Source organism: Lachnoclostridium sp. An118, from assembly GCF_002160985.1.
Taxonomy (GTDB): Bacteria; Bacillota; Clostridia; order Lachnospirales; family Lachnospiraceae; genus Claveliimonas; species Claveliimonas stercoravium.
Map to the genome: position 1 here is coordinate 1 of NZ_NFLQ01000011.1, position 26,188 is coordinate 26,188.

Sequence of the window (26,188 nt, forward strand, 5' to 3'; positions counted from 1 at the left end):
AGGGTATCTGAAAGGGAAAAGTACACTAATGATATTCGAGCGGCATGCCAATTTGAAATATAAATATGGGAACCGACATTTCTGGTGCAGAGGATACTACGTAGATACGGTAGGGAAAAATGCGAAGAAAATAGAGGAATATATAGCCAATCAGCTACAGGAAGATCTGGAATATGATCAAATGACACTGAAAGAGTATATAGACCCGTTCACGGGTGAGCCAGTAAAGCAAAACAGATAAGAAGAGCCCTTTAGGGCTCAAGTAAGAAAATGATGTTGCGATTGGCGAACCAAATCGATGAGTCTTTAGACTCCAGTGCCGGTAAAAGACCCTTATAGGGTCAAAGCAAGCCACCGGCTAAGCCGGTGGTCTTGACTATTTCTATTCCTTTTTCTTATACTTCTGAAATACCTTTTCAAACAGCACCAGCGTACAGTACACTACCACGGTCGGGCCGAAGAGGATAACCAGCAGCCGGGTGGCCAGGAACCGTAAGAACAGGAAAGCGGCGATGCCGTAGAACACAGCGGCGATCAGTGTCACCGGCGCATACATAAAGGCGAAGATAAATGAATTGAAAACGATTTCTGACAGCTTTCCGGAAAAATTGACCATCACAGGGTAGACCCACATGAGCACCAGGGCCATCGTCAGGAAGGCAATCCCTGCCATGATCATCAGTACGTTTTTGTAGGGCATGGAGCCCAGCTCCAGCATGTAGCAGGCCATGCCAAAGGCGGTCCCAAGCACGGCGGAGCAGATCCAGATCACGGTCCCCTTCTTCCAGTAAAGCCGGAGTCCTTCTTTGAAATTTCCTCCAATATGGATATCTCCTCTCATGAGACAGGCGGCGCAGTGGTGCTGAGCGGCTGTGGCGGCTCCGATCGTCACAAGGGGAATGCAGCACGCAAGCCAAAGCAGATTCAGCAGGGTGAGCCGGCTTAGAATTGTGGCAGTTCTCATGAAACCACCGTCATATTCAAAAAATTTCATTTTTTGTCCTCCTGCAGATGATAAATTAATCATACACTAAAAGAATGGCGGCCGCAAGATGAGAATTTTTTGTTAAATAAAAAATTAACAAAAAAATGAACAAAAAAATATTATTTTTATGCAAAAAGACAATAAAATTTTTGTGAATTTTTACAAATGTAACAATGCTTGACAAAAGTATAGGCTCGGATGTACAATGGATTTAAGAAATTTGCATAGAATATTCCGAAAGCTTCTGGCAGGTAAACGGAAGTCTGAATATTTTGTGCGGAGAGGGAAAATTATTGAAAAAGGGAGGCAAGAAAGAATGAAGAAAAGACTTATCAGTGCTCTTCTGTGTACAGCTATGGTAGCGTCCATGCTGGCCGGATGCGGCGGAGAAACAGTCAGCAGCGGTGGCGGCTCGGACGAAGAGGAATACGAGGCTGGCAGTGCAGAGGATTTTGACTGGAAGAACTATGATGGAACAACCATCAATGTTATGTTCAATGAGCATAACTATTCCAAGGCGGTAATCGAGAAGATCCCCGAGTTCGAGGAGCTGACAGGTATAACGGTTGAATATTCATCCACACCTGAGTCAAACTACTTCGACAAGCTGAACACATCACTGAGCAGCCGTTCCGGTACGCCCGATGTATATATGACCGGCGCTTATCAGGTTTGGGAGTACGCTCCTGCCGGATACATGGAGCCGCTGGATAACTACATCAACGACCCGGCCAAGACAGATCCGGATTACAACTTTGATGACTTTATCCCGGCCGTTGTTGACGGACTGAAATGGGATACGGTTCCCGGACATAAAGTAGGCGAGGGCTCACAGTGGGCACTTCCCATGGGCTGGGAGCTGAACTGTCTGGCTTACAACAAGAACGTGTTTGCAGAGAAGGGACTTGAGGTTCCAACAACTACAGATGAGCTGCTTGAGACAGCCACTGCCCTGAATGAGTTCGCAGGCTCCGGCTCCTACGGTATTGCTGTACGCGGTACCCGTGAGTGGGCCACCATCCATCCCGGATATATGTCCCTGTTCTCAACATGGGGCGCTCAGGACTTTGCGATCGAGGATGGCAAGCTTGTATGTCAGCTCGATTCTGAGGAAGCCATTGCGATGACAGATTACTGGGTAAATCTGATCAAGGCGGCAGGTCCTCCGCAGTGGACAAACTACACATGGTACGAGGCCAGCGCTGACCTCGGAGCAGGCAAAGCAGCTATGCTGTTTGACGCTACAAGTGCAGGCTACTTCCAGAACTTTGAAGGCGCATCTCAGGAGTCCGGAAATATTGCATGGTCTACCATTCCTCTTCCGGAAGGAAAATCTGAGGAAGATATGAAGGCAAACATCTGGATCTGGTCACTGGCTATGAATGCAGACTCCAAGAATAAGGATGCTGCATGGTACTTCATCCAGTACTTCACAAGCCCCGAGTATATGCTCTGGTCCGGAACAGAGGGAGCCAGCCCGGATACTCCGCGTACATCTGTAATGGAAAGCGACGAGTACAAAGCTGTTGTCGGTTCTGCGGACAACTATCTGGAGTCCATCGCGGCTCTGACAGAAAATGCTTCTATCCAGTTTACACCTCAGCCGTACTTCTTCGAGTGTACAACTACATGGGCTGAGACACTTCAGGACCTTGTGACGAGCGATACCTACTCGTCCACTGAGGAGGCTATGAAGGCTTTGAAGGAGGAGCTGGACAGCATTGTATCTGATCTGGAGATATCAGAATAACAAAAATCATACATTGCCCTGAACGGTACACATCACAGAATAATCTGTATGAGTCGATATATTCTTATTGAAAAGGGTTAGAGTCAAGGAGGGGTTACCTGACCCTCCTTGATTTTTTTGATAATAGATGTGTTTGTGAAGAGGCAGTGGCTGATCGTAATATATGAATGGAGGAACCAGGATGAAAGAGCAGAAAAAAAACAGCGCCGCGGTAAGTGAGCTGAATGTGCTCCCGTTTAAGACAAGGATGCTTCCGTATATGATCGTGGCGCCTGCGCTGATCATTACGATCGGTATCATGATACCGTTCATAATGGCTATATATTATTCATTGACAAACTATTCGTTCAGACTGCCTACATACAGCTTTGTCGGCCTGAAGAACTGGATCGAAATCCTGTCATCCACGGATTTCTGGAAGGCTGTGTGGGTTACTCTGAGGTACGCATTTTTCAGCACGGTGATCGAGATGGGACTTGGAATGGGCATTGCGATCCTGCTGAACAATCTGAACAACAAATTTTCCAAGATCATGCGTGTTGCGCTGATCTTCCCGCTTATGGTTGCGCCTGTTACGGCTACTATTGTGTGGCAGCTGATGCTGAACAACTCTGTGGGTATTCTGGAGAAATTCCTGAATATCTTCGGCGTGTATAATTTCCCGTGGGCGGCCAGCCCGTCGACGGCTATGCTGACAGCGGTCATGATCGATGTCTGGGTGAACACATCCTTCTGTATGCTGCTTGTGCTGGCTGGACTGCAGTCTCTTCCCAAGTCACCCTTTGAGTCTGCAAAGATTGATGGAGGAAGCGTGCTGTTCAACTTCTGGAACCTGACGCTTCCGATGCTGAAACCCAGCCTTTACATCGCTCTCCTGTTCCGCTTGATGGCGGCTCTGCAGGAATATGCGATCATCTTCGCTCTGACAAAGGGAGGCCCGGGCGACACCCTGATGAACCTGTCGCTGACCGCCTACCAGAACGGCTTCCAGTTCCAGAAATTCGGATATGCGCTTCCGTACATTCTGGTGCTGTGGGTATTTATCAACATTGTGGCAAAACAGATCGTAAAGAGACAGCGTGCGGCTCAGAAGCAGGCGGCAGGTCTGGAGGAATAGCGCGGTGTGCTCTAAACGGTAAATTTCAGATACAGAAAGGATGTTAAGCATGAATACAGCTTCAAAGAGACTTGGACGTATCGTCCAGAACGGACTGTTGATCATATATGCGATGTTTGCTCTGTTCCCGCTGATCTGGATGCTGATCCTGTCCATTAAATCGGACGCTGAGATGTACACAACTACATTTATATTCAGCCCGACACTGGACAACTATAAGGCAGTACTGCTTGAGTCGGATTACCTGCAGTACATGCTGGACAGCCTGATCGTGGCAGGCGGCGCTGTTATCGTTTCAGTTGTAGCCGGTGTCCCGGCAGCCTATGCGCTGGCCAGATATAATTTTAAGAAGAAGGAAGACATTGCGTTCCAGATCCTCTCGTTCAAATTTGCACCTGAGATCCTGGTAGTGCTTCCGCTGTTCATGATCTACCAGATGCTGGGGATCTATGACAGCTATTTTGGACTGATCTGGGTATACCAGCTCATTTCCATGCCGCTGCTGATCTGGGTTGTGCGGGGATACTTTGAGGATATCTCTGTGGAGATCGAGTATGCGGCACAGGTGGACGGCTACAGCTGGTATCAGATCTTCTTTAAAAACCTTATTCCGCTCATCAAGCCGGGACTCGTGTCCGCGGCGCTGCTGGCCTTCATCTTCGCATGGAACTGCTTCACATTCCCGCTGATGCTGGGTGGAACAAATGTACAGCCGATCACTGTTGCTATTACAAAGTTCCTTGGAACAGACAGTGCCCATTACGGACAGCTTGCGGTTGCGGCAACGATTTCGGCTCTGCCGGCGATTATATTCGCCCTCTGTATACAGAAACATCTTGTACGCGGCCTGAGCTTCGGTGCAGTCAAGGGATAGGAGTGAGAATATGGCAAGAATACAATTGGAAAATGTTACGAAACGGTTTGGGAAAGTGACCGCCCTGGACGGGGTTTCACTGGATATTAAAGATAAAGAATTCTTTGTATTATTCGGGCCCGCCGGTGCAGGGAAGACGACGATCCTCAACTGTATTGCGGGGATCCAGCTTCCCGAGGAGGGTGTGGTAAAATTTGACGGTGAAGTTGTGAACCTGGTGGACGCGGCTCACAGGGATACGGCCATGGTCTTCGAGAACTACGCTCTGTATCCGCAGATGACGGTCTACGACAATATGGCGTCTCCATTGAGGAGCAAGCTCTACAAAAAGGACGAGGAGTTCATCAAGAAGAAAGTGCATGAGGTGGCGGAGATGATGAAGATGGAGAATCTTCTGGAGCGTCTCCCCAGCCAGCTGTCCAACGGACAGAAGCAGCGCGTGGCCATGGGCCGTGCCCTTGTGCGTTCTCCCAGGGTGTATCTGATGGATGAGCCTCTGGCCCATCTGGACGCAAAGCTTCGGAACTCCATGCGTACTGAGCTGAAGTCTATACAGGCCAACTTTGGTACCACCAGTATCTATGTGACGCATGACTTTATGGAAGCGATGTCTCTTGGGGACAGGATCGCTATCGTTAATAAAGGAAAGATCGTGCAGATCGGCACGAGCGATGAGATTTACTACATGCCGTGCAACGAGTTTGTTGCTCAGCTTATGGGAGATCCCGAGATCAATATTGTGGGCGGCAGGCTGGAGAAGACGGGAGCCGGCTATGCGTTCTCGTTAAATGACGTGGAGGGAAGAACCTATCAGCTCCCGGAGGACAAGGATCTGTTTGCGGCTCTGGATGAGGCGGGGCTTACGGACGTGGAGCTTGGGATCAGACCGCAGAATGTGAAATATTCGTTCGATCCTGTTGAAGATTATACGAAATGTACTGTTTACAGCTATGAGAGTATCGGAAACAAATCTGTTATTGTCGCGGAGATCGGGAATCTGCAGCTGCGCATGATCGCGCCCAACGGACTGGCAGTAAAGATCGACCAGGATATCTACGTGAAGCTGGAGCTGGATCACGCCATCTTCTTTAACATGGAGACAAAGGAATATGTGAGCAGATACAATGAAGCGGCAGTGAAGGCTCTCGCGGCGGAACAGGAGGGATAAGTAAATGGCAGGATTAACCATAAAACATCTTTACAAGCGTTATGACAATAGCGGCAAGAAGAAAAAAGGCGCCAAACTGAATGATTACGCTGTACAGGATCTGAATCTTGAATGCGGGCAGGGAGAGTTTATTGCACTGCTCGGACCTTCCGGATGTGGCAAGACGACTACTCTGCGCATGACTGCAGGGCTGGAGACGATCACAAAGGGTGAGATCTATATCGGTGATACACTGGTAAACGACCTGCACCCGAAGGACAGGCATATCGGCCTGGCCTTTGAGGACTACGCTATGTATCCGCCTCTCACTGTGTATGACAATATTGCTTTTAATCTGAAGGCAAAGGGTGTTGACAAGGCGGAGATCGACAAGAGAGTGCGGGAGATCGCGCCTCTGATGCAGTGCGACGATCTGCTGGATAAGATGCCTGTGAAGCTTTCGGGTGGACAGAAGCAGCGTGTCAATATTGCCCGCGCTATTATCCGTCGCCCTGAGCTGCTCCTGATGGATGAACCTCTGTCCCATCTGGACGGCAAAGCGCGTCAGGCTATGCGTACAGAGATCAAGCGCCTGATCAACGATATTAAATGTACAACTGTATATGTAACACATGATCAGCTGGAGGCTATGTCTCTGGCGGATAAGATCGCCATCATCAATTTTGGCGTTCTGCAGCAGTTTGGAACTCCGGCGGAGGTGTATGATGATCCGGTCAATGAATTCGTGGCTTCCTTCATCGGCGAGCCGCCCATGAACATTCTGGAGACAACGATCATTGGCGACGGGGATCACTTCCTCTTTACCTTTGAGGGCAGTGATCTTCAGATCAAGGTTCCGGAGCGCTACAACAATGTAGTCAGCAACGGGTTTAAGTGTAAGATGGGCGTTCGCCCAATGGATGTGCTTGTGGGCGGCCCTGACTCTCACGGCATGCCGGAGAAGGTGGATACCTTTGAGAACCTGGGAGATGAGAGAAGGATCGGTATCCGGGTAGGAAACACGCTTATGATGCTGATCACGGACGATGAGACAAGATATAAAGCGGGCGATATTATCAAGCTGGAGGTTCGGGGTGAGAAGACCCATCTGTTTGATATTGAGACAGGAAACCGTATCCGCGAGTAGGCGGTAAAGTATATAAAAATCAAGTAGGAGGGATAGAACTATGAGCAACTTACCAGAAAAAATGAAAGCGATCGTTGCGTACGCGCCTGGTGACTACCGGTTTGAGATGGTAGACACTCCCAGGGCCGGAGAGGGAGAGATGATCCTGAAGGTAGAAGCGTGCGGTATCTGCGCCGGCGATACAAAGGCGTTTGCAGGTGCGGCCAGCTTCTGGGGCTTTGACGGACAGCCCAAGTATATCAAGGAGCCCATGATCCCGGGCCATGAGTTTGTTGGAAAGGTAGTGGAGATCGGACCCAATGTGAAGGGTGGATGGAAGCTGGGCGACAGGATCTGTCCGGAGCAGATCGTTCCCTGCGGAGAGTGTATGTTCTGTAAGACAGGGCGCTACTGGATGTGCGAGAAGCATGACCTCTACGGCTTCCAGAACAATGTAAACGGCGGAATGGCTGAGTATGTCAGAGTCACCAAGGAGTCTGTGCCCTACTGTCACCTTGTTCCGGATGACCTGCCTATTGAGCGAGCCGCTCTGATCGAGCCCTATGGGTGCTCCTTCCACTGTGTGCGCCGCGCGCAGGTTGCCAACACGGACGTTGTGGTACAGTCCGGTGTGGGCACACTGGGACTTGGCATGGTAGGTGCTCTGAAGCAGGCAAATCCGAAGCTCCTTGTAGTGCTGGATATGAATGATGCCCGCCTGGAGAAGGCAAAGGAATTCTGGGGCGACGGGGACAATATCCTGACCATGAACCCGGGTAAAGAGGATGTAGTGGCAAAGATCAAAGAGCTGACAGGCGGCTATGGCTGTGATATTTACATAGAGGCCAGCGGACATCCCTCCAGCGTTCAGCAGGGACTGGACTGCATCCGCAAGATGGGAAGATTTGTGGAGTTCTCTGTATTTGGCGCTCCGGTGACGGTTGACTGGAGTATCATCTCTGACAGAAAGGAGCTGGATCTTCTCGGCGTACATCTGAGTCCGTACTGCTTTGACACTGTGATCGACTGGATCGGAAACGGCAAGCTTCCGACAGACGGTGTTGTGACTCACAAATTCCCGCTTGAGAAGTGGGAGGAGGGATTCCACATTGCGAAGACAGGAGAGAACGGCGCGCTGAAGGTTGTTTTAGTGCCGGACATGGAGTAGTCCAGTAAGGAGGAGAAAAATATATGCAGCGTATAATGAATAACCCGGACAATATTGTTGACGAGATGCTGAAGGGTTTTCTGAAGGCACATTCTGATATTGTTGAAGCGACAGATAACGGCCGTGTTGTAAAGGCGAAGGATATACCTGAGGGAAAGGTAGGAGTTGTCACAGGAGGCGGCTCCGGACACAAGCCGGCCTTTATCGGATATGTGGGAAAAAATATGTGCGATGCAGCTGCAGTGGGGGAGATATGCTCCTCCCCCACCGCCGCAGCTTTTCTGGACGCCTGCAAGGTGGCGGACCAGGGCAAGGGAGTTGCGTGTCTGTACGGTAATTATTCAGGGGATAACATGAACGTGAAGATGGCGGTGAAGATGGCTAAAAAGGCCGGGATCACTGTCAAGACCGTGGTTGCCAATGACGATGTGGCATCAGCTCCCAAGGATCAGAGAGAGAAGCGCCGCGGCGTGGCCGGCGAGGTCCTGATGTGGAAGGTGGGCGGCGCCAAAGCGGCCCAGGGCGGAGACCTCGATGAGGTGATCGCGGCTGCCCAGAAAGCTATTGACAATACCAGATCTGTGGGTATTGGCCTGACACCCTGCACGCTGCCGGCAGTGGGACATCCGAACTTTGAGATCAAAGATGGAACCATGGAGGTGGGGATCGGACATCACGGAGAGCCCGGGATCGAAGTGTGCGAGCTTGAGACGGCTGACAAGATGGCTAAGAGGATGGTGGACATTGTAGTGCCGGATTATCCTTTTGTAGAGGGGGATGAGGTAGTAGTCCTCGTGTCCGGGCTTGGTGCTACGCCTGTCATGGAGCTTTATGTTCTCTATGATGAGATCGACAGGCTTCTTCAGGAGAAGGGCATTAAGACACACAAGGCATATGTGGGAAATTATTTCACATCTCTGGAAATGATGGGAGCAACGCTCACCATTATGAAACTGGATGATGAGCTGAAGGAGCTGATCGATATGCCGGCATATTCTATGGGGCTGAAGCAGGTATAGGAGGCAGAAGTTATATGGGTACATTAAAAAATGAAGCAGGAAAACCGGTTCTGATGCGCATGGTGAAGGGAATACAGGACAACAAGGCGTATCTGGGAGAGGTGGACGGCCTGATCGGCGACGGCGACCACGGTATGAATATGAATAAAGGCTTTACTGTATTTGAGGACAGGTTTAAGGATGAGGATATATCCTTTACCGAGGGGCTGGATGAGCTTGGCATGATCCTTCTGAATGAGATTGGCGGGTCCATGGGGCCTATTTATGGCACGATATTCATGGATATGGCCGAAGCGGGAGAGGATCTGGACGAGATATCGGCGGCGGATTTTGCGGAAATGCTGGAAGCAGGCCTGAACGGCCTTTATGGCATTGTGGATGCCAGAGTGGGAGACAAGACTCTGGTGGATACTCTGTCGCCTGCAGTGGACGTCATGAAAAAGGCGGGAGAGACCGGACAGGACTTTAAGGAGGCCCTGGCAGAGATGAAGGCGGCTGCGGAAGCGGGCCGGGATTCTACAAAGGATATGGTGGCCAAGTATGGGCGCTCCAGCCGGCTTGGTGAGCGCTCCAGAGGAGTGCTCGATGCGGGGGCTACTTCCTGCTGTATCATTCTGACCGCCATGGCGGACGGGATCATGGAACTGTTGTAAGGACAGGGAGGAGGAGACGGCGTATGTCCGTCTCCTTTTTTGTTTTCTGAGAATTTTGTGTGAAAAGTAATTGACAAAAAGGGATAAGATGCTATACTGAAATTACAAATGTAAATTTTTGTTACAATTGTAATTTGGAGGACACCTATGAGAGAAGATGTATATATAAAGATCGCGTACTGGTATCACACACTGGGGATGACGCAGGATGAGATTGCCAAGAGACTTTCCTTTACGCGTCAGAAGGTGAACCAGATCATCAATTCTCTTGTGGACCTGGGGATTGTCAATATAAGTATTCAGGGATACGAGAGAGATAACATAGAGCTGGAATGCCAGCTGGAAGACAGATTTGGCCTGAAGCAGGCTGTCATCGCCACGGATTACGGAGAGAGGGATACGGTTCTCTACAAGGTTGCAAACGTGGCTGCTCAGTATCTCAACGATACCATCCGCCAGGGAGATGTCATCGGCGTTTCCTGGGGGCGGACCCTGTCTGAGGTGGTCAATCAGATGGTGTACCACAAGAGGAGCGACTGCCGGGTGGTGCAGCTCATGGGCGCCCAGAACATTGAGCAGAAGGTGGAGAAGTCGGATGAGATTGCCCGTAACCTTGCCAACAAGCTGGACTGTCCAAGCAATATGCTGTATGCGCCGGTGGTGGTGGAGCATGAGATGACAAAGCAGATGCTGATGAAGGAGCGGAGCATACGGGCGTCCTTTGAGCTGATGCGGAAATGCAATGTGGCAGTCATCGGCGTAGGTGAGCTGACGGAGCGGTCCACCATGTGCACGAGAGGCCATATCACGAAGGAGGACATCGGGGTGCTCAGGGCAGCCGGATTTGTGGGAGATATCGCTATGAATCCTATAAGGGCGGACGGCTCCTGGGACAGCTGCCCGCTGACGGACCGGCTTCTCAACGCCAGCATGGAGGTCCTGAAGAATATAAACAACGTGATCCTGGTGGCCTGCGGGGATTCAAAGATAGATGCGATCCATGCAGCCATGCAGACAGGATGCATCGATATTTTGATCACGGATGAGACGACAGCCAGAAAGGTTCTATACAAAAATACAGAAGAATAAAAAGATTGGAGGGAGTCTGTATGGATTATATTCTGGGAATTGACGCCGGCACGTCCAATGTAAAGGCGGTTCTCTTTGACGAGGGCGGCAGAGAGGTCCGGGTGGCCAGCCGGGAGGCCGAGACGGTCAACAATGGCGGCAACTGGGAGGAGCAGGATATGCTTCTCGTCTGGGAGAAGGTAAAGGACTGTGTGAAGGAGCTGACAGCCTCCGGGGCGGCGGATGTCAGCCGGATCCGGGGGATCGGCGTGACTGGCCAGGGAGAGGGCTGCTGGCTTATCGATGAGGAAGGCCGCCCGGTGCAGAACGCTATTTTATGGTGCGATGGCCGGGCTGTCTCGGAGGTGAGAAAGATCACCCGGGATCACCCCGAGGTGGGACAGCTCTATCACACGACCACAGGCACGCCGCCGCTCCTCGGCAATCAGATGGTGCTGCTGCGCTGGATGAAGACCAACCGGAAGGAGGTCCTGGACCGGGCCAGCAAGCTGCTGTTCTGCAAGGACTGGATCCGCTATAAGATGACCGGACTCATCGGCACGGAGATCACCGACAGTTTTACATCCCTGATGGATGCCCAGACAGGAAAGATCGCGGATGAGCTGATGAAGGCCATGGATATCTACGAGTACCGGAGTTATCTGCCGGACCCGGTGAGCTCTGACACGGTGGTGGGGACGATCACGAAGGAGTTCGCACAGGAGACGGGGCTGCCGGAGGGGATTCCCGTGATCGCAGGGGCGTTGGACACATCGGCCACGGCTGTGGGCCTTGGGGCGATCCACGAGAAGGACGCCTGCGTGATCCTGGGAACTACCTGCGCCAGCGAGATCGTCATGCGGAAGGAGGACTGCCGCTTCGGGGCAGAGAATTCCCGCTATGAAAAGCATCCCATCGAGGAACTGTACGTGGAGCTGCAGCCCACCCTGAACGGGACTCCCAACATTGACTGGATGCTGGAAAATATCGCGAAGACAAAGGATTTTGACGAGATCGACAGGATCGTGGACAGCGTGCCCGTGGGATGCGGAGGAGTGGTCTATCACCCCTACATCAGCGTGGCGGGAGAGAGGGCGCCCTTCTATCACCCCTACGCCAGAGCCAGCTTCTTTGGCATCAGTCAGGTGACTACGAGGAACCAGCTCATCCGGGCCGTGTACGAGGGCATCAGCCTCTCCATACGGGACTGCCTTCAGAACATAGACAAGGACGCCAATATCCACCTGGCAGGGGGCGGCGCCAAGAGCCCGGTCTGGGCTCAGATGATCGCGGACGTCATGGGGAAAAAGGTGATGATCCCGGAGGGCAAGGAGCTGGGAGCCAAGGGCGTGGCCATCATCGCGGGTGTGAAGCTTGGCATTTACAGCTCCTATGAGGAGGCGGTGAAAAAGGCCTGCAACTTCCGCCGGACATATGAGCCAAACCTGCAGAGGACAAAGAAGTACGATCTGCTATATGAGCTGTTCCGCCAGGTGCGGGTGCACAACCAGCAGATCTGGGATTACCGTCATCAGATGAACAAGAAAATTCAGGCCATCAGTGAGGAGGAATAAGAATGAAGATATTTTTTACTGCCGAGTACAATGAAGAGGAGCTGAAGCCCTTATACGAGATGGGCGAGGTGGTGAAGGACGGATGGGCGCTTGGACTTCCCAAAATGGAGGAGGACGAGCTGGCCGAGAAGACAAAGGACGCGGATATCATCATCACAAGCTACGACGATATCACGAGAAAGGTCATTGAGGGAGCGCCGAACCTGAAGCTGATCGCCTGCACCAGAGCCACGCCGGTGAACGTGGACATGGCGGCGGCAAAGGAGAGGGGGATCCCTGTTCTCTACACCCCGGGCAGGAACTCCGACTCCACCGCCGAGATGACCATCGGTCTCATGCTCTCCATCGCCAGGAAGATCCCCATGGCCTACAAGGCCCTCAAGGAGGGGAAATATACCGGGAACCCGGACGCCCACAAGGAGACGAAGGCAGGTCTGAAGGCGGATGTGATCTGGGATATGAAGATGGACGCCCCCTACATGGTGTTCAAGGGGACGCAGCTCAAGGGCAAGAGCCTGGGGATCCTTGGCTATGGAAGTATCGGGAAGCGTGTGGGGCGGATCGCCAGGGCCTTTGGGATGCAGCTCCTCATCTACGATCCCTACCAGGGCGAGGTGGACATCGAGGAGATCGGCATACGCAAGGTCAACACACTGGCGGAGCTGATGAGAGAGTCGGATTTTGTGACCTGCCACATGAAGGTGACACCGGAGACGACAGGGATCGTCAGCCGGGAGATGATCTCTCTTATGAAGCCCACTGCATACTTTATCAACGCGTCCAGAGGGGCGATCCTGGACGAGCAGGCGCTTATCGACGCACTGCGGGAGAAGAGGATCGCGGGAGCAGCCTTTGACGTGTATGCGAGCGAGCCTATTGCCAGCAATCATCCCTACGTAACGGAGCTGGACAATGTGGTGATCACGCCCCACATCGCCGGGGCCACGGACGATGTGCTTGTGAACCATACAAAACAGATCGTGGCGGATATCAGGAGATTTTTAAATGGAGAGCATCTGCTGTATCAGTACAGATATTAATGCAGATACCAATACAGATAAAAGCTGTCAAGCAGGAAAAGGAGGAAACAAGATGAACAGAGACAAAGTGAAGGTGGCACAGATCGAGGTATGTGAGACTGCAAAGAAGATGTCCAGCAGCGGGCTGGTGGCAGGCACATGGGGCAATATCTCCGCCCGCGTGGACGATGAGTACATGGTGATCACTCCCTCCGGCATGGACTACGACCGGCTCTTCCCGGAGGACATGGTCCTTGTCAACATGAAGACCTTCGAGTACGAGGGAAAGCTGAAGCCCTCTGTGGAGGTGCCGGTGCATGCGGCGGTCTATCTTGACAGGGAGACGGTAAACGGCATCGTACATACTCATTCCACCTATGCCCTGACTATGGCCACGGCCAGAAAGCCGATTCCCCCGATCTGTGATGACCAGGTGCAGATCCTGGGCGGGGATGTCCGCCTGGCGGACTACACCATGCCCGGTTCCAAGGAGATGGCCGCATCTGTTGTGGAGGCGCTGAAGGACAGAGGCGGAGCGCTGATCGCCAACCACGGCGCCATCACGGTGGGACGGACTTTGCCGGAGGCATTTACAGCGTCCCAGGTGCTTGAGAAGACGGCCCTGATCTATATCAATACCCAGAGCATCGGCGGGCCGGTGGAGATTTCCCGGGCTGACGTGGAATTTTTCCATGATTTCTTTATGACAAAATACGGGCAGAAATAGGAGGCTGTGGAAGATGAAAACACTGATCACTGCCAGGTTTGACAGGAATTATACAGATCTGCTGGAGACGATCACGACAGATTACGAGTTCGCAGGGTACGGAGTGACAGGCGAAAAGATGCCTGTTCCCCAGATGAAGGAGAAGATCAAAGGGGTAGAGCTGCTGATCTCCGAGTTTGAGGACATTAACAGGGAGGTCATCGAGGCGGCGGACTGCCTGAAGATCATTGTGTGCTGCAGGAACGAGGCCTTTGCCAGTGTGGACATTGAAGCGGCGACAGAGAAGAGGATCCCTGTTCTGCGGGCCGGAGGAAGGAACGCCATCGCGGTGGCGGAGCACACCATCGCCCTGCTCATGTGCGTGTCCAAAAATATCAGCCTTACGGACCATCTCCTGAAGTATACAGACCAGCTCACCAATGTCCAGTACAACGACAATGAGGGGAAGCGGGCGGAGACCATGTCCGAGTGGTCTATGGATCCCACGGCTCCCTTTGCCCTCTATGGAGGGGGGCCGGAGATGTACGGAAAGACCTTCGGGCAGATCGGCTTTGGCATGATCGGACGGGAAGTGGCAAAGCGGGCCCGGGGGCTGGATATGGAGCTCCTTGTCTATGATCCCTACGTGTCCCAGGAGCAGATGGACTATCTGGGGGCGAAAAAGACGGATCTGGATACCCTCATGAAGACGGCGGATTTCATTAGCATCAACTGCAATGTGGTGCCGGAGACAGTGGGGCTGATCAGCCGGGAGAAAATCGCACTCATGAAGCCCACGGCGTATCTTGTGAATACAGCCAGGGCAAAGATCCTGGACTATGACGCCCTCTACGACGCACTGGCGGAGAAGAGGATAGCGGGGGCCGGGCTGGATGTGTATCCGGTGGAGCCGATCCCTGCAGGAAATAAATTCCTTTCCCTTAGAAATGTGGTCCTGACGCCTCACCTGGCCGGATCGGCGAGAGATATCGTGGGACACCAGACCAATATTGTGCTGACAGACGTGAAGAAGATACTGGCAGGCGAGAAGCCAAGATTTATCTGTAATCCGGAGGTCCTCGCCTGAAGGATGGAGGGATAGAAGTTGAGTTATTCCATTGGAATTGACATTGGTACCACCACGGTGAAGTGCATCCTCTTCGGTGAGAAGGCAAAGGTGGTGGCTGAGGCCGGGAAGGAGTACGGGACGCTCCTCCCGGAGCCCTCCTGGGCGCAGCAGAACCCGGATGACTGGTGGAGAGCTGTGGTGGAATGCATCCGCGTGATCCTGGCCAAAAGCTGGGTGAATGCGGAGGACATCAGAGTTATCTCCGTCAGCAGCCAGGCCCCTGCTGTCCTGCCTGTCACGAAGGAGGGAAAGCCCCTCCACGACGCTCTCATCTGGATGGACAGGAGAAGCGTGGAGGAGTACGAGATCATAAAAGAGACGGTGGGGGCAAGGCGAGTGTTCGAGATCACGGGAAACCGTCTGGACACGTATTTTACTCTCACGGAGCTGATGTGGTTTATCAGAAATCACCCGGAGATCATGGAGAAATGCTTCAAGGTGCTCCAGGTAAACGGGTATGTCAATTATAAGCTGACAGGAGAGTTTACCATCGATGACACCCACGCCTCCCTCACCCAGCTCTATGATGTCCACAGGGACTGCTGGAGCCGGGAGCTTCTGGACGCCATAGGGGCAGATGTGGATCTGATGCCGCAGGTGTACGACTGCATGGCCCCTATCGGTCACGTGTCTGCGGAGGCGGCGGAGCTGACTGGTCTTTCCACCGGTACGGTTGTCCTTGCTGGAGCTGTGGACGCGACGGCGGCGGGGCTTGAGATGGGGGTATACTCCGGCGGCCGGGTGGCGGAGATGACGGGGACCAGCTCTGTGGTGCTTATAGGCTTTGATGAGCTTGTCACCGGGGAGGAGCTCTCCTATCTGAAGGGGCGGGCAAAAAACAGTACCCTTTTGTACGGCGCCATGAACTCTGCCGGGGGCTCTCTGCGTTGGTTCAGAGATGCTCTCTACGGCGGGGAGACCATGAAGAAGGACGCCTACCCCCGGATGAACCGGGAGGTGGAGGAGAGGGCAAAGAGACCCTCCAGGATCATTTTCCTCCCCTATATGGCGGGGGAGAGAGCCCCTATATGGGATCCGGATGCCCGTGGTACATTTATCGGACTGAACCTGAATACCAGCAGGGCGGAGCTGATCCGGGCAATTATGGAGGGAGCCTGCTTTGCGCTGCAGGATAACCTGGACCAGGCGGCCAAAATGGGGCTGCCCATCAAGGATATCATCTGCTGCGGCGGATGCAGCAGGAGCGATATATGGCTGAAGATCAAGGCCTCTGTGATCGGGAAGGAGATCAAGCTGCCGGAGGTCAATCTGGGGGCTCCCGCCGGTCTGGCCTACATGAACGCGGCCTACATGGGCGAGTACAGCACCCCGGAGGAGGCGTCGGATGCCAATCTCCGTATCAAAAAGGTGGTGGAGCCTGTGCGGGAGTGGATTCCCATGTACAGAGAGCTGTATCAGGTCTATCTGGAATCCTATCAGTCTTTGAAGCGGCAGTTTAAAAACCTTGCCAGGATCCGTTGAGGATCAACTACTTTTAATGGAGAAGAAAAATGGACAGACAAGGCATAGAACTCTTGATTTTTGACATGGACGGCGTGGTGCTGGACAGCGAGCCGCTCCATGAAAACGCCAGGCAGTGGATGTTCCGGGAGCTGGCGATCAGCCCTGATGACAGGCTGCCGGACCCTGTGGGCAAGTCCTCCAGCGGCTTCTGGAGAAGGGTGCTGGAGGTATATCATATGGAGGGAGATCCGTATGAGCTGGAAAAACGGCAGTACAGCCTGGTGGCGCGGCAGATAGAGGAAAATCACCTGCAGCCGTCAGACGGCTTTTTGGATGTCGTAAAGAGAGCGAAGGAGCGTGGGATAAGGATAGGACTTGCGTCCTCCTCCACCCGTGTGCTGGTGGATGACGCTCTGCGCCTGCTTGACGTGGACCGGTATTTTGACATCACCGTCTCGGGAGATGAGGTAGCCCACAAGAAGCCGGAGCCGGATGTGTATCTGAAGGTGCTGGAGCTTGCGGGAGGAGAGCCTGGCAGGTCAGCGGCAGTGGAGGACTCGGAGGCGGGCGTCAGGGCGGCGCGGCGGGCCGGGATATTCTGCTACGGCTACGTGAACGAGACGTCAGGCGGACAGGATGTGTCCGGGGCGGACAAGGTGATCCGGCATCTGGGGGAGATCGAGGTCTGAATTACAGCTGTGAAACAAGGATCCCATCTTGCTATTCCTGTCGGCAGACTTTATAATGAAGAGAGATAAAATTAGCAAAGGCAGGAGTATGAAATGAAGATTGGAATAGGAAACGATCATTCAGCAGTTGAAATGAAGCGGGAAGTCATGAAATTTCTGCAGGATCTGGGATATGAGGTGGTCAATTACGGCACAGATTCTACAGAGAGCTGCAACTACCCCGTGTACGGGGAAAAGGTGGCCCGCGCTGTGGTGGCCAAGGAGGTAGATCTGGGAATAGTGATCTGCGGTACAGGCGTGGGGATTTCCCTTGCCGCTAATAAAGTGAAGGGGATACGCGCCGTGGTCTGCAGTGAGCCGTATTCCGCCCGTCTTTCCAGGCAGCACAACAACACCAACATCCTGGCATTTGGAGCCCGGGTTGTGGGGATTGAGCTTGCAAAGATGATCATAGAGGAGTGGCTCAATGCGGAATTTGAGGGGGGAAGGCATCAGGAGAGAGTCAATATGATCATGGATATTGAAAACAGAGAAAAATAGTCGAAACGAAAGTAAGCGAAAGTAGACAAAAGAAGAACGAAATGATAAAATAAAAGAAACGAAAATAAAAATGATAGGAGGAAAGACAAATGAAAATTGCAATTGGCTGTGATCCCAATGCGCAGGATGCAAAGGTGGCGCTGATCAAGTACATTGAGGCGAAGGGCTACGGTGAGGTGACGGACTTTGGAAGCGAAGATCCTATTTACGGACATACTGCATTTGCAGTTGCAGAGGCGGTAGCTGCAAAGAAGTATGACAGAGGCATCCTGCTGTGCGGAACAGGAATCGGTGTCTCCATTGCGGCTAACAAGGTAAAGGGAGCCTATGCGGCACTTATTTCAGACGTATACTCAGCGCAGAGAGCGCGTCTGAGCAATGATGCCAACATTGCATGTATGGGAGCGTTTACAACAGGAAACAAAGTGAGAGAGCTTCTTGTGGATGCCTTTCTGGGCAATGAATTTGAACCTGGCTGCGCTTCACAGCCCAAGGTTGATGCCTATGTAAAATACGACCAGGAGAGATAAGACAGGAGCGGGAAAGGCTGTAAAACGGTGCAAAGAAAAAAGCGATGCGGGTTCGTCCGGCATCGCTTTTTTTTGTCCTGCTCGCATTAAAGCCCGGCCAGGTGCAGGACCACCCCCGCGATCACCCCGCAGGCGTACAGAAGGCCGGTGAATTTGACACACTCCAGTTTGTCCGGATCGACCTTAAAAAGGACGATCAGTCCAACGCCTGCATTGGTGCACAGGCCGGCGATGACGGAGGCGAAGGAGAGGGCACCGCCAAGATAGAGCTCTGTGAGCAGCACGGAGGCGGCGCAGTTGGGGATGAACCCGAGGAGGGCCGCCAGGAAGGGCTGCAGGATACTCCCGCTTAAAAGGAAGGTGGAGACAGACTCAAGCCCTGCGCCTTCGATCACGGCGTTCAGGATGAGGGTGCAGATGAAAATGTAGCCGAAGAGCCGGACTGTGTGGTTCAGAGCCGGACGCAGGATGCCGTGATGGTCATGGCAGCCGCAGTGATGGCAGAGATCCTCGATCTCCTTTTTGGTGGAGATGAACCTTGCGAAGAACAGGTCGGCCAGGTATCCGGCCAGGATGGCTATGACAGCCTTGGCCACAAGGAGGGCGGCAATCTCGGCGCCGTTTCCGGGGTGGCCGATGAGGATCAGCACTGCCTCGTCGGAGGTGGCCAGAAAGACAGCCAGAAGCGTGCCCACAGAGATCACCCCTCCGGCGTACAGGTTGGCGGCCATGACAGAGAAGCCGCACTGTGGGATGCAGCCAAAGAGCGCACCTACCACGGGTCCCGCCTTCTCAAGCTTCGTCAGAGTCCTGCGGATCCAGGCGCTGGAATAGTGCTCCAGTCCCTCCAGGAGCAGGAAGGCGGCAAAAAGGAAGGGGAGCATGCGCACGCTGTCTTCTGCTGTATGAGATAAAATGTGTTCCAGAAATTCCATGTCCAGATCTTCTTTCTTTGTGCAAAATGAAAACGATTATCATGTTATCTTGAAAATAGTACCAATTTCCGGGCGGAATGTCAAGTAAAAGGAGCCCTGCCGCGGCAGAGCTCCCCGATCAAAATGTCCAGGCCGTTTCCGGGCCGGGCTGTGTGCGGAGAAAATTATTCCTCCACAGCAAACATATCCTTGCCTACTCCGCAGATGGGGCAAACCCAGTCCTCCGGGAGATCCTCAAACGCTGTGCCCGGTGCGATGCCGTTGTCTGGATCGCCGATCTCCGGGTCATACACATAGCCACAGGGCTCACATACATATTTCTGCATATTTTTTTCCTCCTGATATAGTAGTTGTAATGTCTGTTGCGATTACAAGGCTATTATAAGAGGTGCGGAGTGTTTATGCAAGGCATAGGAGAAAGATTATCCTGACTCCTTGAAATTTGTCCCGGGCTGTGACAAAATAGTTCTGGATATGCACAGATATCCTGAAAAATCGATCAGACAGAACAGGAGTGGATAAAATGACAAAGATAGATATTATCTCCGGCTTTCTGGGAGCCGGCAAGACAACGCTCATCCAGAAGCTTCTCAGGGAGGCGTTTAAGGGCGAACAGGTGGTCCTCATTGAAAATGAGTTCGGCGAGATCGGCATTGACAGCGGCTTTCTCAGGGAGGCGGGCGTAGAGATACGGGAGATGAATTCCGGATGCATCTGCTGCTCCCTCGTGGGAGATTTTGGCGCTTCCTTAAAGGAAGTCATTGAGACCTATCACCCGGACCGTATCCTCATCGAGCCGTCCGGCGTGGGCAAGCTCTCTGATGTGAAGCGGGCCGTGGAGAATGTGAAGACAGACGCGGATGTGGTGCTGAACAGTGCCACTACAGTGGTGGATGTAAAGAAGTGCAAAATGTATCTGAAGAATTTCGGCGAATTCTACAAGAACCAGGTGGAGTCAGCGGGTGCCATTATCCTGAGCCGCACGGACATCGCGGACGAGGACAAGGTGGAGCAGGCTGTGGCCCAGATACGGGCCCTCAACCCGGACGCCCCCATCATCACCACCCCGGAGGGGCAGATCGACGGAGCCAAGCTCTTTGAGATCATGGAGAAGCACGCTCCCTCCCTTGAGGAGGAGCTGATGGAGGAGGCGAGGTGTGACGTGTGCGGCGGCCACCACGGGCCCGGCGAGGAGCATCACCATCACGACCATGACGGATGCGGCGGGGAGCATCATCATCACGACCATGATGAGCATGGCTACGAGCACCATCATCACGACCATGACGGGTGCGGCCACGACCACCATCATGACCATGAGCATCACGGCCACCACCATCACCATGCGGACGAGGTGTTTGGAAGCTGGGGGATGGAGACGGTGAAAAAGTACAACGCCCGGGATCTGAAGGTGCGCCTGGATGCCCTTGGGGACGCGGACACATACGGCATGGTGCTCCGCGCCAAGGGAATGGTGGAAGGCGACAAGGGAACGTGGATCTACTTTGACATGGTGCCCGGCGAGGTGGAGCTCCGGGAGGGGCAGCCGGATTATACGGGACGCATCTGCGTGATCGGCTCCAGGCTGAAAGAGAGCGCCCTGAAGGACCTTTTTGCGGGCGCGTCAGAATAGAAAGGGCGGTGACAGAAGCTTATGCAGATGGTAGACAATGCCAGAGTGGTGGTGTACCTCATGGCGGGCTTCCTGGAGAGCGGGAAGACCAGCTTCCTTCGGTACACCCTGGGGCAGGAATATTTTGAGATTGACGGGAACACCCTGCTGATCCTCTGCGAGGAGGGAGAGGAGGAGTACGGTGAGGAGCTGCTGAAGCGGACTAACACAACGCTCCTCACTGTGGACGACCCGGAGGAGCTGACGCTGGAGTGGCTCCGGGAGGCGGACCGGAAATATCATCCGGAGAGGGTCATCATCGAGTGCAACGGCATGTATCCGGTGAGCCGGATCGAGGCTATGGACGTGCCCCCGGGATGGGGGCTTGTGCAGAAGCTGGTGACAGTGGACGCTTCCACCTTCGGGACTTATATTGCCAACATGAAGCCTCTTTTTATGGATATGGTGAGAAACGCGGAGCTGGTCATGTTCAACCGGTGCACAAAGGATATGCCTCTCGCCTCCTACCGGCGGAATGTGAAGGTGGTCAACCAGAGCGCCCAGAACATTTTCGAGGGGGAGGACGGGGAGATCGACAACATCTTTGAGGACACCATGCCCTATGACCTGGACGCCCCTGTGGTGCAGATCGATGACATGGACTACGGCATCTGGTATGTGGACATGATGGACCACCCGGAGAGATACCTGAAAAAGACTGTGGAATATAAGGCGAAGGTGCTGAAACCGAGAGGGTTTGCGGCGAAGGAGTTCGTGGCGGGCCGGATGGCAATGACCTGCTGCGCCGATGACACTACCTTCCTGGGCTATATATGCCGAAGCCCCTACGCCCCCAAGCTGACACCCGGACAGTGGGTGAAGGTCCGGGGCACCGTGGGCTATGAATTTACCCGCGCCTACGGGCGGAAGGGCCCGGTGATCCGGGCGGAGTATGTGGAGGAGGCGAAGGCTCCTCAGGACGAGATGGTCTATTTTAACTAGGGGGACATGAGGAGGACTGTATGAGCAATGTAATGATCGGTATCCTGATACCATTTTTCGGGACCACGCTGGGAGCGGCCTGTGTCTTCCTGATGCGCGGGGAGACCATGCCGCCACTGGTCCAGAAGCTGCTGCTGGGGTTTGCCTCGGGCGTCATGGTGGCGGCGTCGGTCTGGTCCCTTCTCATCCCGGCCATGGATATGTCGGCGGATATGGGAAGGCTGGCCTTTATCCCTGCCGCCGCGGGCGTGGCGGTGGGCATGCTCTTTCTGCTCCTGCTGGATAAGAGGGTGCCTCACCAGCACATGGACCACAGGGAGCCGGAGGGGCCAAAGAGCAGCTGGCGCCGCTCTACCATGCTGGTCATGGCAGTGACCCTCCACAATATCCCGGAGGGAATGGCGGTGGGAGTGGTGTTTGCCGGGCTTCTGGCGGACAACGCCCAGATTTCTCTCATGGGGGCCTTTGCGCTCTCCATCGGCATCGCCATCCAGAATTTTCCCGAGGGGGCCATTATCTCCATGCCCCTGAGAAGTGAGGGCGGGGCAGGCAGAGGCAGAGCCTTTCTGTACGGCACTCTGTCCGGCGTCGTGGAGCCGGCAGCGGCTCTTGTCACCATCCTGCTCTCGGAGCTCCTTACCCCGGTGCTTCCCCTTCTCCTGGCCTTTGCGGCGGGAGCCATGCTGTACGTGGTGGTGGAGGAGCTCATCCCGGAGGCAAATGAGGGAGAGCACAGCAACATCGGCACGATGGGGTTTGCGGTGGGATTTATCCTCATGATGATCCTGGACGTGGCCCTGGGCTGATGCGGGAACGGAACGCGGCAACGAGTGAAAAGACAAGCAGCAAAGGAGGAACAAGGACATGAAAGAGACACTGAAGGACTTAAAGGAGAGAAGGAGCGTCCGGGCCTATAAGGCGGAGCAGATCAAAGACGAGGAGCTTGAGCAGGTCCTGGAGGCCGGGCTGTGGGCGCCCAGCGGCATGGGACAGCAGCCGGTTGTCTTTGTGGCTGTGCAGGACCCGGAGACGAGAGAGCAGCTCCGGAAAATGAACGCCTCCATCATGGGCGATCCGGATATGGACCCCTTCTATGGAGCGCCAACCATCGTGGTGGTGCTGGCGGACACAGGGCGTCCCACCTATGTGGAGGACGGAAGCCTGGCCATGGGCAACCTGATGAACGCGGCCCAGGCGGTGGGACTTGGCTCCTGCTGGATCCACAGGGCAAAGGAAGAGTTTGAGAGCGAGGAGGGCAAAAAGCTCCTCGAAAAATGGGGGCTTGGAGAGAACTATGCCGGCGTCGGACACTGCGCGCTGGGCTATGCGGACGGGGAGAAGCCGGCCGCCAAAGAGCGCAGGGAGGGCCGCATCATCCGGGTCTGAGCTGCCTGAGAAAAACAGCACCGGGGCGGGGGCATCCAGCAGGAGGAGGGCTCCCGCCCCGGTGCTGTTCTGCGCGGCCGGGCAGGCTGGCAGAGTCGGAGCAGGGGACGCAGGCTTAAGAGAATTTTTAGAGAACCTTTATAGAAATCTTAAGGGGAGAGGTATATAATAGGATAGATATAGAGGAGACGTAAATATACATGAAGAAAAGACAGAGAAATGTTAAGAAAAGAGTAGAGGAACAGAGTGAGAGAAGGAGCAGACGGATCCCCACGACCCGCTACGACCCGGACCCGGAAGCCGGGCTTACCTCCCAGCAGGTGCAGGAGCACCGGATGCACGGGTGGACCAATATCGCGGTAGACCCGCCGGCAAAGACCACGAAGGAAATCGTACATGAAAATGTGTTTACCTACTTCAACCTGATCTTTATCGTGCTGGGCGTGCTGCTCTGCCTGGTGGGGTCCTTCCGCAACCTGACCTTCCTCCCGGTGGTCATCATCAACACCCTGATCGGTATCGTGCAGGAGGTGCGCTCCAAGAATGTGCTGGAGAAGATGAGCATGCTGAACGCGCCCCACGCCAGAGTGGTCAGAGACGGGAAGGTGAGAAAAGTAAATTCTGAGGAGCTGGTGATGGACGATATCGTCATCTTCAGCGCCGGGAACCAGATATGTGCGGATGCGGTGGTGTCCGCGGGGGAAATCCAGGTCAATGAATCGCTGCTGACAGGTGAGTCCGACGAGATCACAAAGAGGCGGGGGGACAAGCTCATGTCCGGAAGCTTTGTGGTGTCCGGGGAATGCAGGGCCCGGCTGGACAAGGTGGGTGAGGACTCCTACATCTCCCGGCTGACTATGGAGGCCAAGGCCATGGACGACCAGGAGCAGTCGGAGATGATCCGCTCTCTGGACAAGCTTGTGAAGTGGGTGGGCATTATCATCATCCCCATCGGCCTCATTCTCTTTTCCCAGAGCTTTTTCTTTAACCATGAGGGATTTTCGCAGAGCGTCACCTCCATGGTGGCGGCGGTCATCGGCATGATCCCCGAGGGACTGTACCTTCTGGCCAGCGTGGCCCTGGCGGTGAGCGCCATGCGCCTGGCAAGCCAGAAAGTGCTGCTCCACGACATGAAGAGCATCGAGACACTGGCCAGAGTCAATGTGCTCTGCGTGGACAAGACCGGGACTATCACAGAAAATACGATGACGGTAAACCGGGTGGAGCCCACACTGGATTACCGGGAGAAGAGCGAGGAGTATCCTCCTCTGGAGAAAATGCTGGGCGATTTCGCGGCGGCCATGAGCGAGGACAATATCACTATGGCGGCTTTGAAGGAATATTTCCAGGAGAACACGGGAAAGCGGCCGGTAAGCATTACCTCCTTCTCCTCGGCGGTGAAATACAGCAGCGTTACCTACAAGGACGGCGCCTACGTGCTGGGAGCGCCGGAGATGGTCCTGCGGGATGACTACGTGCTCTATGAGGCGGAGATCGGACAGTTTACAAGGAAAGGCTACCGAGTCCTCGTGTTTGGCCAATATGCGGGGAAGATAGACGGGAAGCCTCTCACGGAGAAGGTCACGCCCCTGGGCTATGTGATGCTCTCCAACCCCATCCGGCAGAACGCGCCGGAGACCTTTGCCTACTTTGCGGAGCAGGGCGTGGACATCAAGGTCATCTCCGGGGACAACCCGGTGACTGTGTCCGAGGTGGCATCCCGGGCCGGCATTGCGGGAGCGGAGAACTACGTGGACGCAGGCACGCTGAAGACAGACCAGGATGTGGCGGCGGCTATGAAAAAGTACACGGTCTTCGGCCGCGTGACGCCAAACCAGAAGCGCCAGTTTGTAAATGTGCTGAAGGAGCAGGGAAACACGGTGGCCATGACAGGGGACGGAGTCAACGATATCCTGGCCCTGAAGGATGCGGATTGCAGCATTGCCATGGCATCGGGCAGCGAGGCGGCCTCCCAGGCTGCGCAGGTGGTGCTGTTGGAGTCAGATTTTTCCTGTATGCCCTCCGTGGTAATGGAGGGGCGCCGGGTAGTCAACAACATCCAGAGGTCGGCCAGCCTGTTCCTCGTGAAGAATATATTTTCCCTCCTCCTGTCCGTGTTCTCGGCGGTGTTCATGATCACCTATCCGCTGGAGCCATCCCAGATCTCACTGATCAGCATGTTTACTATCGGCGTGCCCGCCTTCTTTCTGGCTCTTGAGCCGAACAAGAACCGGATACAGGGGCATTTTCTTCCCAATGTGTTCCTGAAGGCGCTGCCCGGGGGACTGACCGATCTGCTGATCGTTGGGGCGCTGGTCATCTTCGGACAGACCTTTGAGGTGGGACAGTCAGATATTGCCACGGCGGCAACCATCCTACTGGCCATCGTGGGTTTTATGGTGCTCTGGAAGATCAGCCAGCCCATGAACCCCATCCGCATCACCGTGCTGGCAGGATGCGGCGTTGCCCTTGTGCTCTCCAGTATCTACCTGGGGGATCTGTTTGCCATCACGGCCATGTCCACCAAGTGCATCATGCTCTTCGTCGTATTTTCCATAGCGGCGGAGCCGGTGTTCCGCTACCTCAGCTTTGTGGTGGAGGCCCTTGGAAAATTCGGGAAACGGCTCCTCCTGTGGCATGAGAAAAATAAGGGGAAGACGGCGTAGGATACACAAAGATAAAAAAAGAGTTCCAT

Annotated in this window: 25 protein-coding genes and 1 pseudogene; 23 read left to right on the forward strand and 3 right to left on the reverse strand. The window is 54.1% G+C overall.

Going from position 1 to position 26,188, the window contains the following annotated elements; genetic code table 11:
• Nucleotides 1-241 (forward strand): annotated as a pseudogene (tnpA, locus tag B5E62_RS10270) (IS200/IS605-like element ISEnfa200 family transposase); the annotation flags it as partial.
• Nucleotides 242-382: 141 nt separating this feature from the next.
• Here the strand turns inward: tnpA and B5E62_RS10275 are convergent.
• A complete protein-coding gene (locus B5E62_RS10275; RefSeq protein WP_087174487.1) occupies nt 383-994 on the reverse strand; it encodes a DUF624 domain-containing protein in 612 nt (203 codons plus the stop codon).
• Between the two features lie 307 nt (nt 995-1,301).
• Between B5E62_RS10275 and B5E62_RS10280 the strand changes: the two genes are divergently transcribed.
• The 17 genes from B5E62_RS10280 (at nt 1,302) to B5E62_RS10360 (ending at nt 18,558) form a co-directional block, all read left to right on the forward strand.
• Complete coding sequence (locus tag B5E62_RS10280; protein WP_087174488.1) at nt 1,302-2,735, forward strand: ABC transporter substrate-binding protein; 1,434 nt, start codon at nt 1,302-1,304, stop codon at nt 2,733-2,735.
• 181 nt (nt 2,736-2,916) lie between these two features.
• Complete coding sequence (locus B5E62_RS10285; protein ID WP_087174489.1) at nt 2,917-3,852, forward strand: carbohydrate ABC transporter permease; 936 nt, start codon at nt 2,917-2,919, stop codon at nt 3,850-3,852.
• A 49-nt stretch (nt 3,853-3,901) separates the two neighbouring features.
• The gene (locus tag B5E62_RS10290) at nt 3,902-4,726 is read left to right on the forward strand and encodes a carbohydrate ABC transporter permease (protein ID WP_164488613.1); all 825 of its coding nucleotides are present in this window, start codon (nt 3,902-3,904) and stop codon (nt 4,724-4,726) included.
• A 10-nt stretch (nt 4,727-4,736) separates the two neighbouring features.
• The gene (locus B5E62_RS10295; RefSeq protein ID WP_087174491.1) at nt 4,737-5,894 is read left to right on the forward strand and encodes an ABC transporter ATP-binding protein; all 1,158 of its coding nucleotides are present in this window, start codon (nt 4,737-4,739) and stop codon (nt 5,892-5,894) included.
• A 4-nt stretch (nt 5,895-5,898) separates the two neighbouring features.
• Complete coding sequence (locus B5E62_RS10300) at nt 5,899-7,020, forward strand: ABC transporter ATP-binding protein (protein ID WP_087174492.1); 1,122 nt, start codon at nt 5,899-5,901, stop codon at nt 7,018-7,020.
• Between the two features lie 40 nt (nt 7,021-7,060).
• Entirely contained in the window at nt 7,061-8,167 is a 1,107-nt protein-coding gene (locus B5E62_RS10305) for an alcohol dehydrogenase catalytic domain-containing protein (RefSeq protein ID WP_087174493.1), read from the forward strand.
• Between the two features lie 23 nt (nt 8,168-8,190).
• Nucleotides 8,191-9,186 (forward strand): dihydroxyacetone kinase subunit DhaK, encoded by a 996-nt coding sequence (locus B5E62_RS10310; RefSeq protein ID WP_087174494.1) that lies wholly within the window; start codon nt 8,191-8,193, stop codon nt 9,184-9,186.
• A 14-nt stretch (nt 9,187-9,200) separates the two neighbouring features.
• Nucleotides 9,201-9,839 (forward strand): dihydroxyacetone kinase subunit DhaL, encoded by a 639-nt coding sequence (gene dhaL, locus B5E62_RS10315; protein WP_087174495.1) that lies wholly within the window; start codon nt 9,201-9,203, stop codon nt 9,837-9,839.
• Nucleotides 9,840-9,986: 147 nt separating this feature from the next.
• The gene (locus B5E62_RS10320) at nt 9,987-10,928 is read left to right on the forward strand and encodes a sugar-binding transcriptional regulator (protein ID WP_087174496.1); all 942 of its coding nucleotides are present in this window, start codon (nt 9,987-9,989) and stop codon (nt 10,926-10,928) included.
• Between the two features lie 20 nt (nt 10,929-10,948).
• Nucleotides 10,949-12,481, forward strand: a complete 1,533-nt coding sequence (locus tag B5E62_RS10325; RefSeq protein ID WP_087174497.1) for an FGGY-family carbohydrate kinase — start codon at nt 10,949-10,951, stop codon at nt 12,479-12,481.
• Between the two features lie 2 nt (nt 12,482-12,483).
• Nucleotides 12,484-13,521, forward strand: coding sequence for a 2-hydroxyacid dehydrogenase (locus tag B5E62_RS10330; RefSeq protein WP_087174498.1), 1,038 nt, complete (start codon nt 12,484-12,486; stop codon nt 13,519-13,521).
• A gap of 52 nt (nt 13,522-13,573) precedes the next feature.
• Complete coding sequence (locus B5E62_RS10335) at nt 13,574-14,227, forward strand: class II aldolase/adducin family protein (RefSeq protein ID WP_087174574.1); 654 nt, start codon at nt 13,574-13,576, stop codon at nt 14,225-14,227.
• A 13-nt stretch (nt 14,228-14,240) separates the two neighbouring features.
• Nucleotides 14,241-15,293, forward strand: a complete 1,053-nt coding sequence (locus B5E62_RS10340) for a 2-hydroxyacid dehydrogenase (RefSeq protein WP_087174499.1) — start codon at nt 14,241-14,243, stop codon at nt 15,291-15,293.
• A gap of 18 nt (nt 15,294-15,311) precedes the next feature.
• The gene (locus B5E62_RS10345) at nt 15,312-16,817 is read left to right on the forward strand and encodes a xylulokinase (RefSeq protein WP_087174500.1); all 1,506 of its coding nucleotides are present in this window, start codon (nt 15,312-15,314) and stop codon (nt 16,815-16,817) included.
• Between the two features lie 29 nt (nt 16,818-16,846).
• Nucleotides 16,847-17,488, forward strand: a complete 642-nt coding sequence (locus B5E62_RS10350; protein ID WP_087174501.1) for an HAD family hydrolase — start codon at nt 16,847-16,849, stop codon at nt 17,486-17,488.
• 93 nt (nt 17,489-17,581) lie between these two features.
• Entirely contained in the window at nt 17,582-18,028 is a 447-nt protein-coding gene (gene rpiB / locus B5E62_RS10355; RefSeq protein ID WP_087174502.1) for a ribose 5-phosphate isomerase B, read from the forward strand.
• 89 nt (nt 18,029-18,117) lie between these two features.
• Complete coding sequence (locus tag B5E62_RS10360) at nt 18,118-18,558, forward strand: RpiB/LacA/LacB family sugar-phosphate isomerase (RefSeq protein WP_087174503.1); 441 nt, start codon at nt 18,118-18,120, stop codon at nt 18,556-18,558.
• An 86-nt stretch (nt 18,559-18,644) separates the two neighbouring features.
• On the opposite strand, the gene B5E62_RS10365 is transcribed toward B5E62_RS10360, so the two are convergent.
• Together B5E62_RS10365 and rd are read right to left on the reverse strand one after the other, a co-directional pair.
• The gene (locus tag B5E62_RS10365; protein WP_087174504.1) at nt 18,645-19,493 is read right to left on the reverse strand and encodes a putative manganese transporter; all 849 of its coding nucleotides are present in this window, start codon (nt 19,491-19,493) and stop codon (nt 18,645-18,647) included.
• Between the two features lie 164 nt (nt 19,494-19,657).
• Nucleotides 19,658-19,819 (reverse strand): rubredoxin, encoded by a 162-nt coding sequence (gene rd / locus B5E62_RS10370; protein WP_087174505.1) that lies wholly within the window; start codon nt 19,817-19,819, stop codon nt 19,658-19,660.
• A 197-nt stretch (nt 19,820-20,016) separates the two neighbouring features.
• Here rd and B5E62_RS10375 point away from each other — a divergent pair, with 197 nt between their 5' ends.
• The 5 genes from B5E62_RS10375 to B5E62_RS10395 all read left to right on the forward strand — a co-directional run bounded on the left by B5E62_RS10375 (nt 20,017) and on the right by B5E62_RS10395 (nt 26,159).
• The gene (locus B5E62_RS10375; protein WP_087174506.1) at nt 20,017-21,126 is read left to right on the forward strand and encodes a GTP-binding protein; all 1,110 of its coding nucleotides are present in this window, start codon (nt 20,017-20,019) and stop codon (nt 21,124-21,126) included.
• Nucleotides 21,127-21,147: 21 nt separating this feature from the next.
• Nucleotides 21,148-22,107: a TIGR03943 family putative permease subunit gene (locus tag B5E62_RS10380; protein ID WP_242957841.1), complete on the forward strand. Its 960-nt coding sequence runs from the start codon at nt 21,148-21,150 to the stop codon at nt 22,105-22,107.
• A gap of 20 nt (nt 22,108-22,127) precedes the next feature.
• Complete coding sequence (locus B5E62_RS10385; RefSeq protein ID WP_087174507.1) at nt 22,128-22,913, forward strand: ZIP family metal transporter; 786 nt, start codon at nt 22,128-22,130, stop codon at nt 22,911-22,913.
• 58 nt (nt 22,914-22,971) lie between these two features.
• Nucleotides 22,972-23,493, forward strand: coding sequence for a nitroreductase family protein (locus tag B5E62_RS10390; protein WP_087174508.1), 522 nt, complete (start codon nt 22,972-22,974; stop codon nt 23,491-23,493).
• 200 nt (nt 23,494-23,693) lie between these two features.
• Nucleotides 23,694-26,159 carry a cation-translocating P-type ATPase gene (locus tag B5E62_RS10395; RefSeq protein ID WP_087174509.1) on the forward strand — a complete coding sequence of 822 codons (2,466 nt, stop codon included), beginning with the start codon at nt 23,694-23,696 and terminating at the stop codon, nt 26,157-26,159.
• Nucleotides 26,160-26,188: the final 29 nt, after the last annotated feature.

Coding starts and splice junctions, on each gene's coding strand:
- B5E62_RS10360 (WP_087174503.1), top strand. CDS start 18,118: ATGAAAATTGCAATTGGCTGTGATCCCAATGCGCAGGATGCAAAGGTG.
- B5E62_RS10325 (WP_087174497.1), top strand. CDS start 10,949: ATGGATTATATTCTGGGAATTGACGCCGGCACGTCCAATGTAAAGGCG.
- B5E62_RS10350 (WP_087174501.1), top strand. CDS start 16,847: ATGGACAGACAAGGCATAGAACTCTTGATTTTTGACATGGACGGCGTG.
- B5E62_RS10375 (WP_087174506.1), top strand. CDS start 20,017: ATGACAAAGATAGATATTATCTCCGGCTTTCTGGGAGCCGGCAAGACA.
- B5E62_RS10380 (WP_242957841.1), top strand. CDS start 21,148: ATGCAGATGGTAGACAATGCCAGAGTGGTGGTGTACCTCATGGCGGGC.
- rd (WP_087174505.1), bottom strand. CDS start 19,819: ATGCAGAAATATGTATGTGAGCCCTGTGGCTATGTGTATGACCCGGAG.
- dhaL (WP_087174495.1), top strand. CDS start 9,201: ATGGGTACATTAAAAAATGAAGCAGGAAAACCGGTTCTGATGCGCATG.
- B5E62_RS10330 (WP_087174498.1), top strand. CDS start 12,484: ATGAAGATATTTTTTACTGCCGAGTACAATGAAGAGGAGCTGAAGCCC.
- B5E62_RS10310 (WP_087174494.1), top strand. CDS start 8,191: ATGCAGCGTATAATGAATAACCCGGACAATATTGTTGACGAGATGCTG.
- B5E62_RS10340 (WP_087174499.1), top strand. CDS start 14,241: ATGAAAACACTGATCACTGCCAGGTTTGACAGGAATTATACAGATCTG.
- B5E62_RS10280 (WP_087174488.1), top strand. CDS start 1,302: ATGAAGAAAAGACTTATCAGTGCTCTTCTGTGTACAGCTATGGTAGCG.
- B5E62_RS10385 (WP_087174507.1), top strand. CDS start 22,128: ATGAGCAATGTAATGATCGGTATCCTGATACCATTTTTCGGGACCACG.
- B5E62_RS10335 (WP_087174574.1), top strand. CDS start 13,574: ATGAACAGAGACAAAGTGAAGGTGGCACAGATCGAGGTATGTGAGACT.
- B5E62_RS10305 (WP_087174493.1), top strand. CDS start 7,061: ATGAGCAACTTACCAGAAAAAATGAAAGCGATCGTTGCGTACGCGCCT.
- B5E62_RS10390 (WP_087174508.1), top strand. CDS start 22,972: ATGAAAGAGACACTGAAGGACTTAAAGGAGAGAAGGAGCGTCCGGGCC.
- B5E62_RS10290 (WP_164488613.1), top strand. CDS start 3,902: ATGAATACAGCTTCAAAGAGACTTGGACGTATCGTCCAGAACGGACTG.
- B5E62_RS10275 (WP_087174487.1), bottom strand. CDS start 994: ATGAAATTTTTTGAATATGACGGTGGTTTCATGAGAACTGCCACAATT.
- B5E62_RS10320 (WP_087174496.1), top strand. CDS start 9,987: ATGAGAGAAGATGTATATATAAAGATCGCGTACTGGTATCACACACTG.
- B5E62_RS10365 (WP_087174504.1), bottom strand. CDS start 19,493: ATGGAATTTCTGGAACACATTTTATCTCATACAGCAGAAGACAGCGTG.
- B5E62_RS10300 (WP_087174492.1), top strand. CDS start 5,899: ATGGCAGGATTAACCATAAAACATCTTTACAAGCGTTATGACAATAGC.
- rpiB (WP_087174502.1), top strand. CDS start 17,582: ATGAAGATTGGAATAGGAAACGATCATTCAGCAGTTGAAATGAAGCGG.
- B5E62_RS10395 (WP_087174509.1), top strand. CDS start 23,694: ATGAAGAAAAGACAGAGAAATGTTAAGAAAAGAGTAGAGGAACAGAGT.
- B5E62_RS10285 (WP_087174489.1), top strand. CDS start 2,917: ATGAAAGAGCAGAAAAAAAACAGCGCCGCGGTAAGTGAGCTGAATGTG.
- B5E62_RS10295 (WP_087174491.1), top strand. CDS start 4,737: ATGGCAAGAATACAATTGGAAAATGTTACGAAACGGTTTGGGAAAGTG.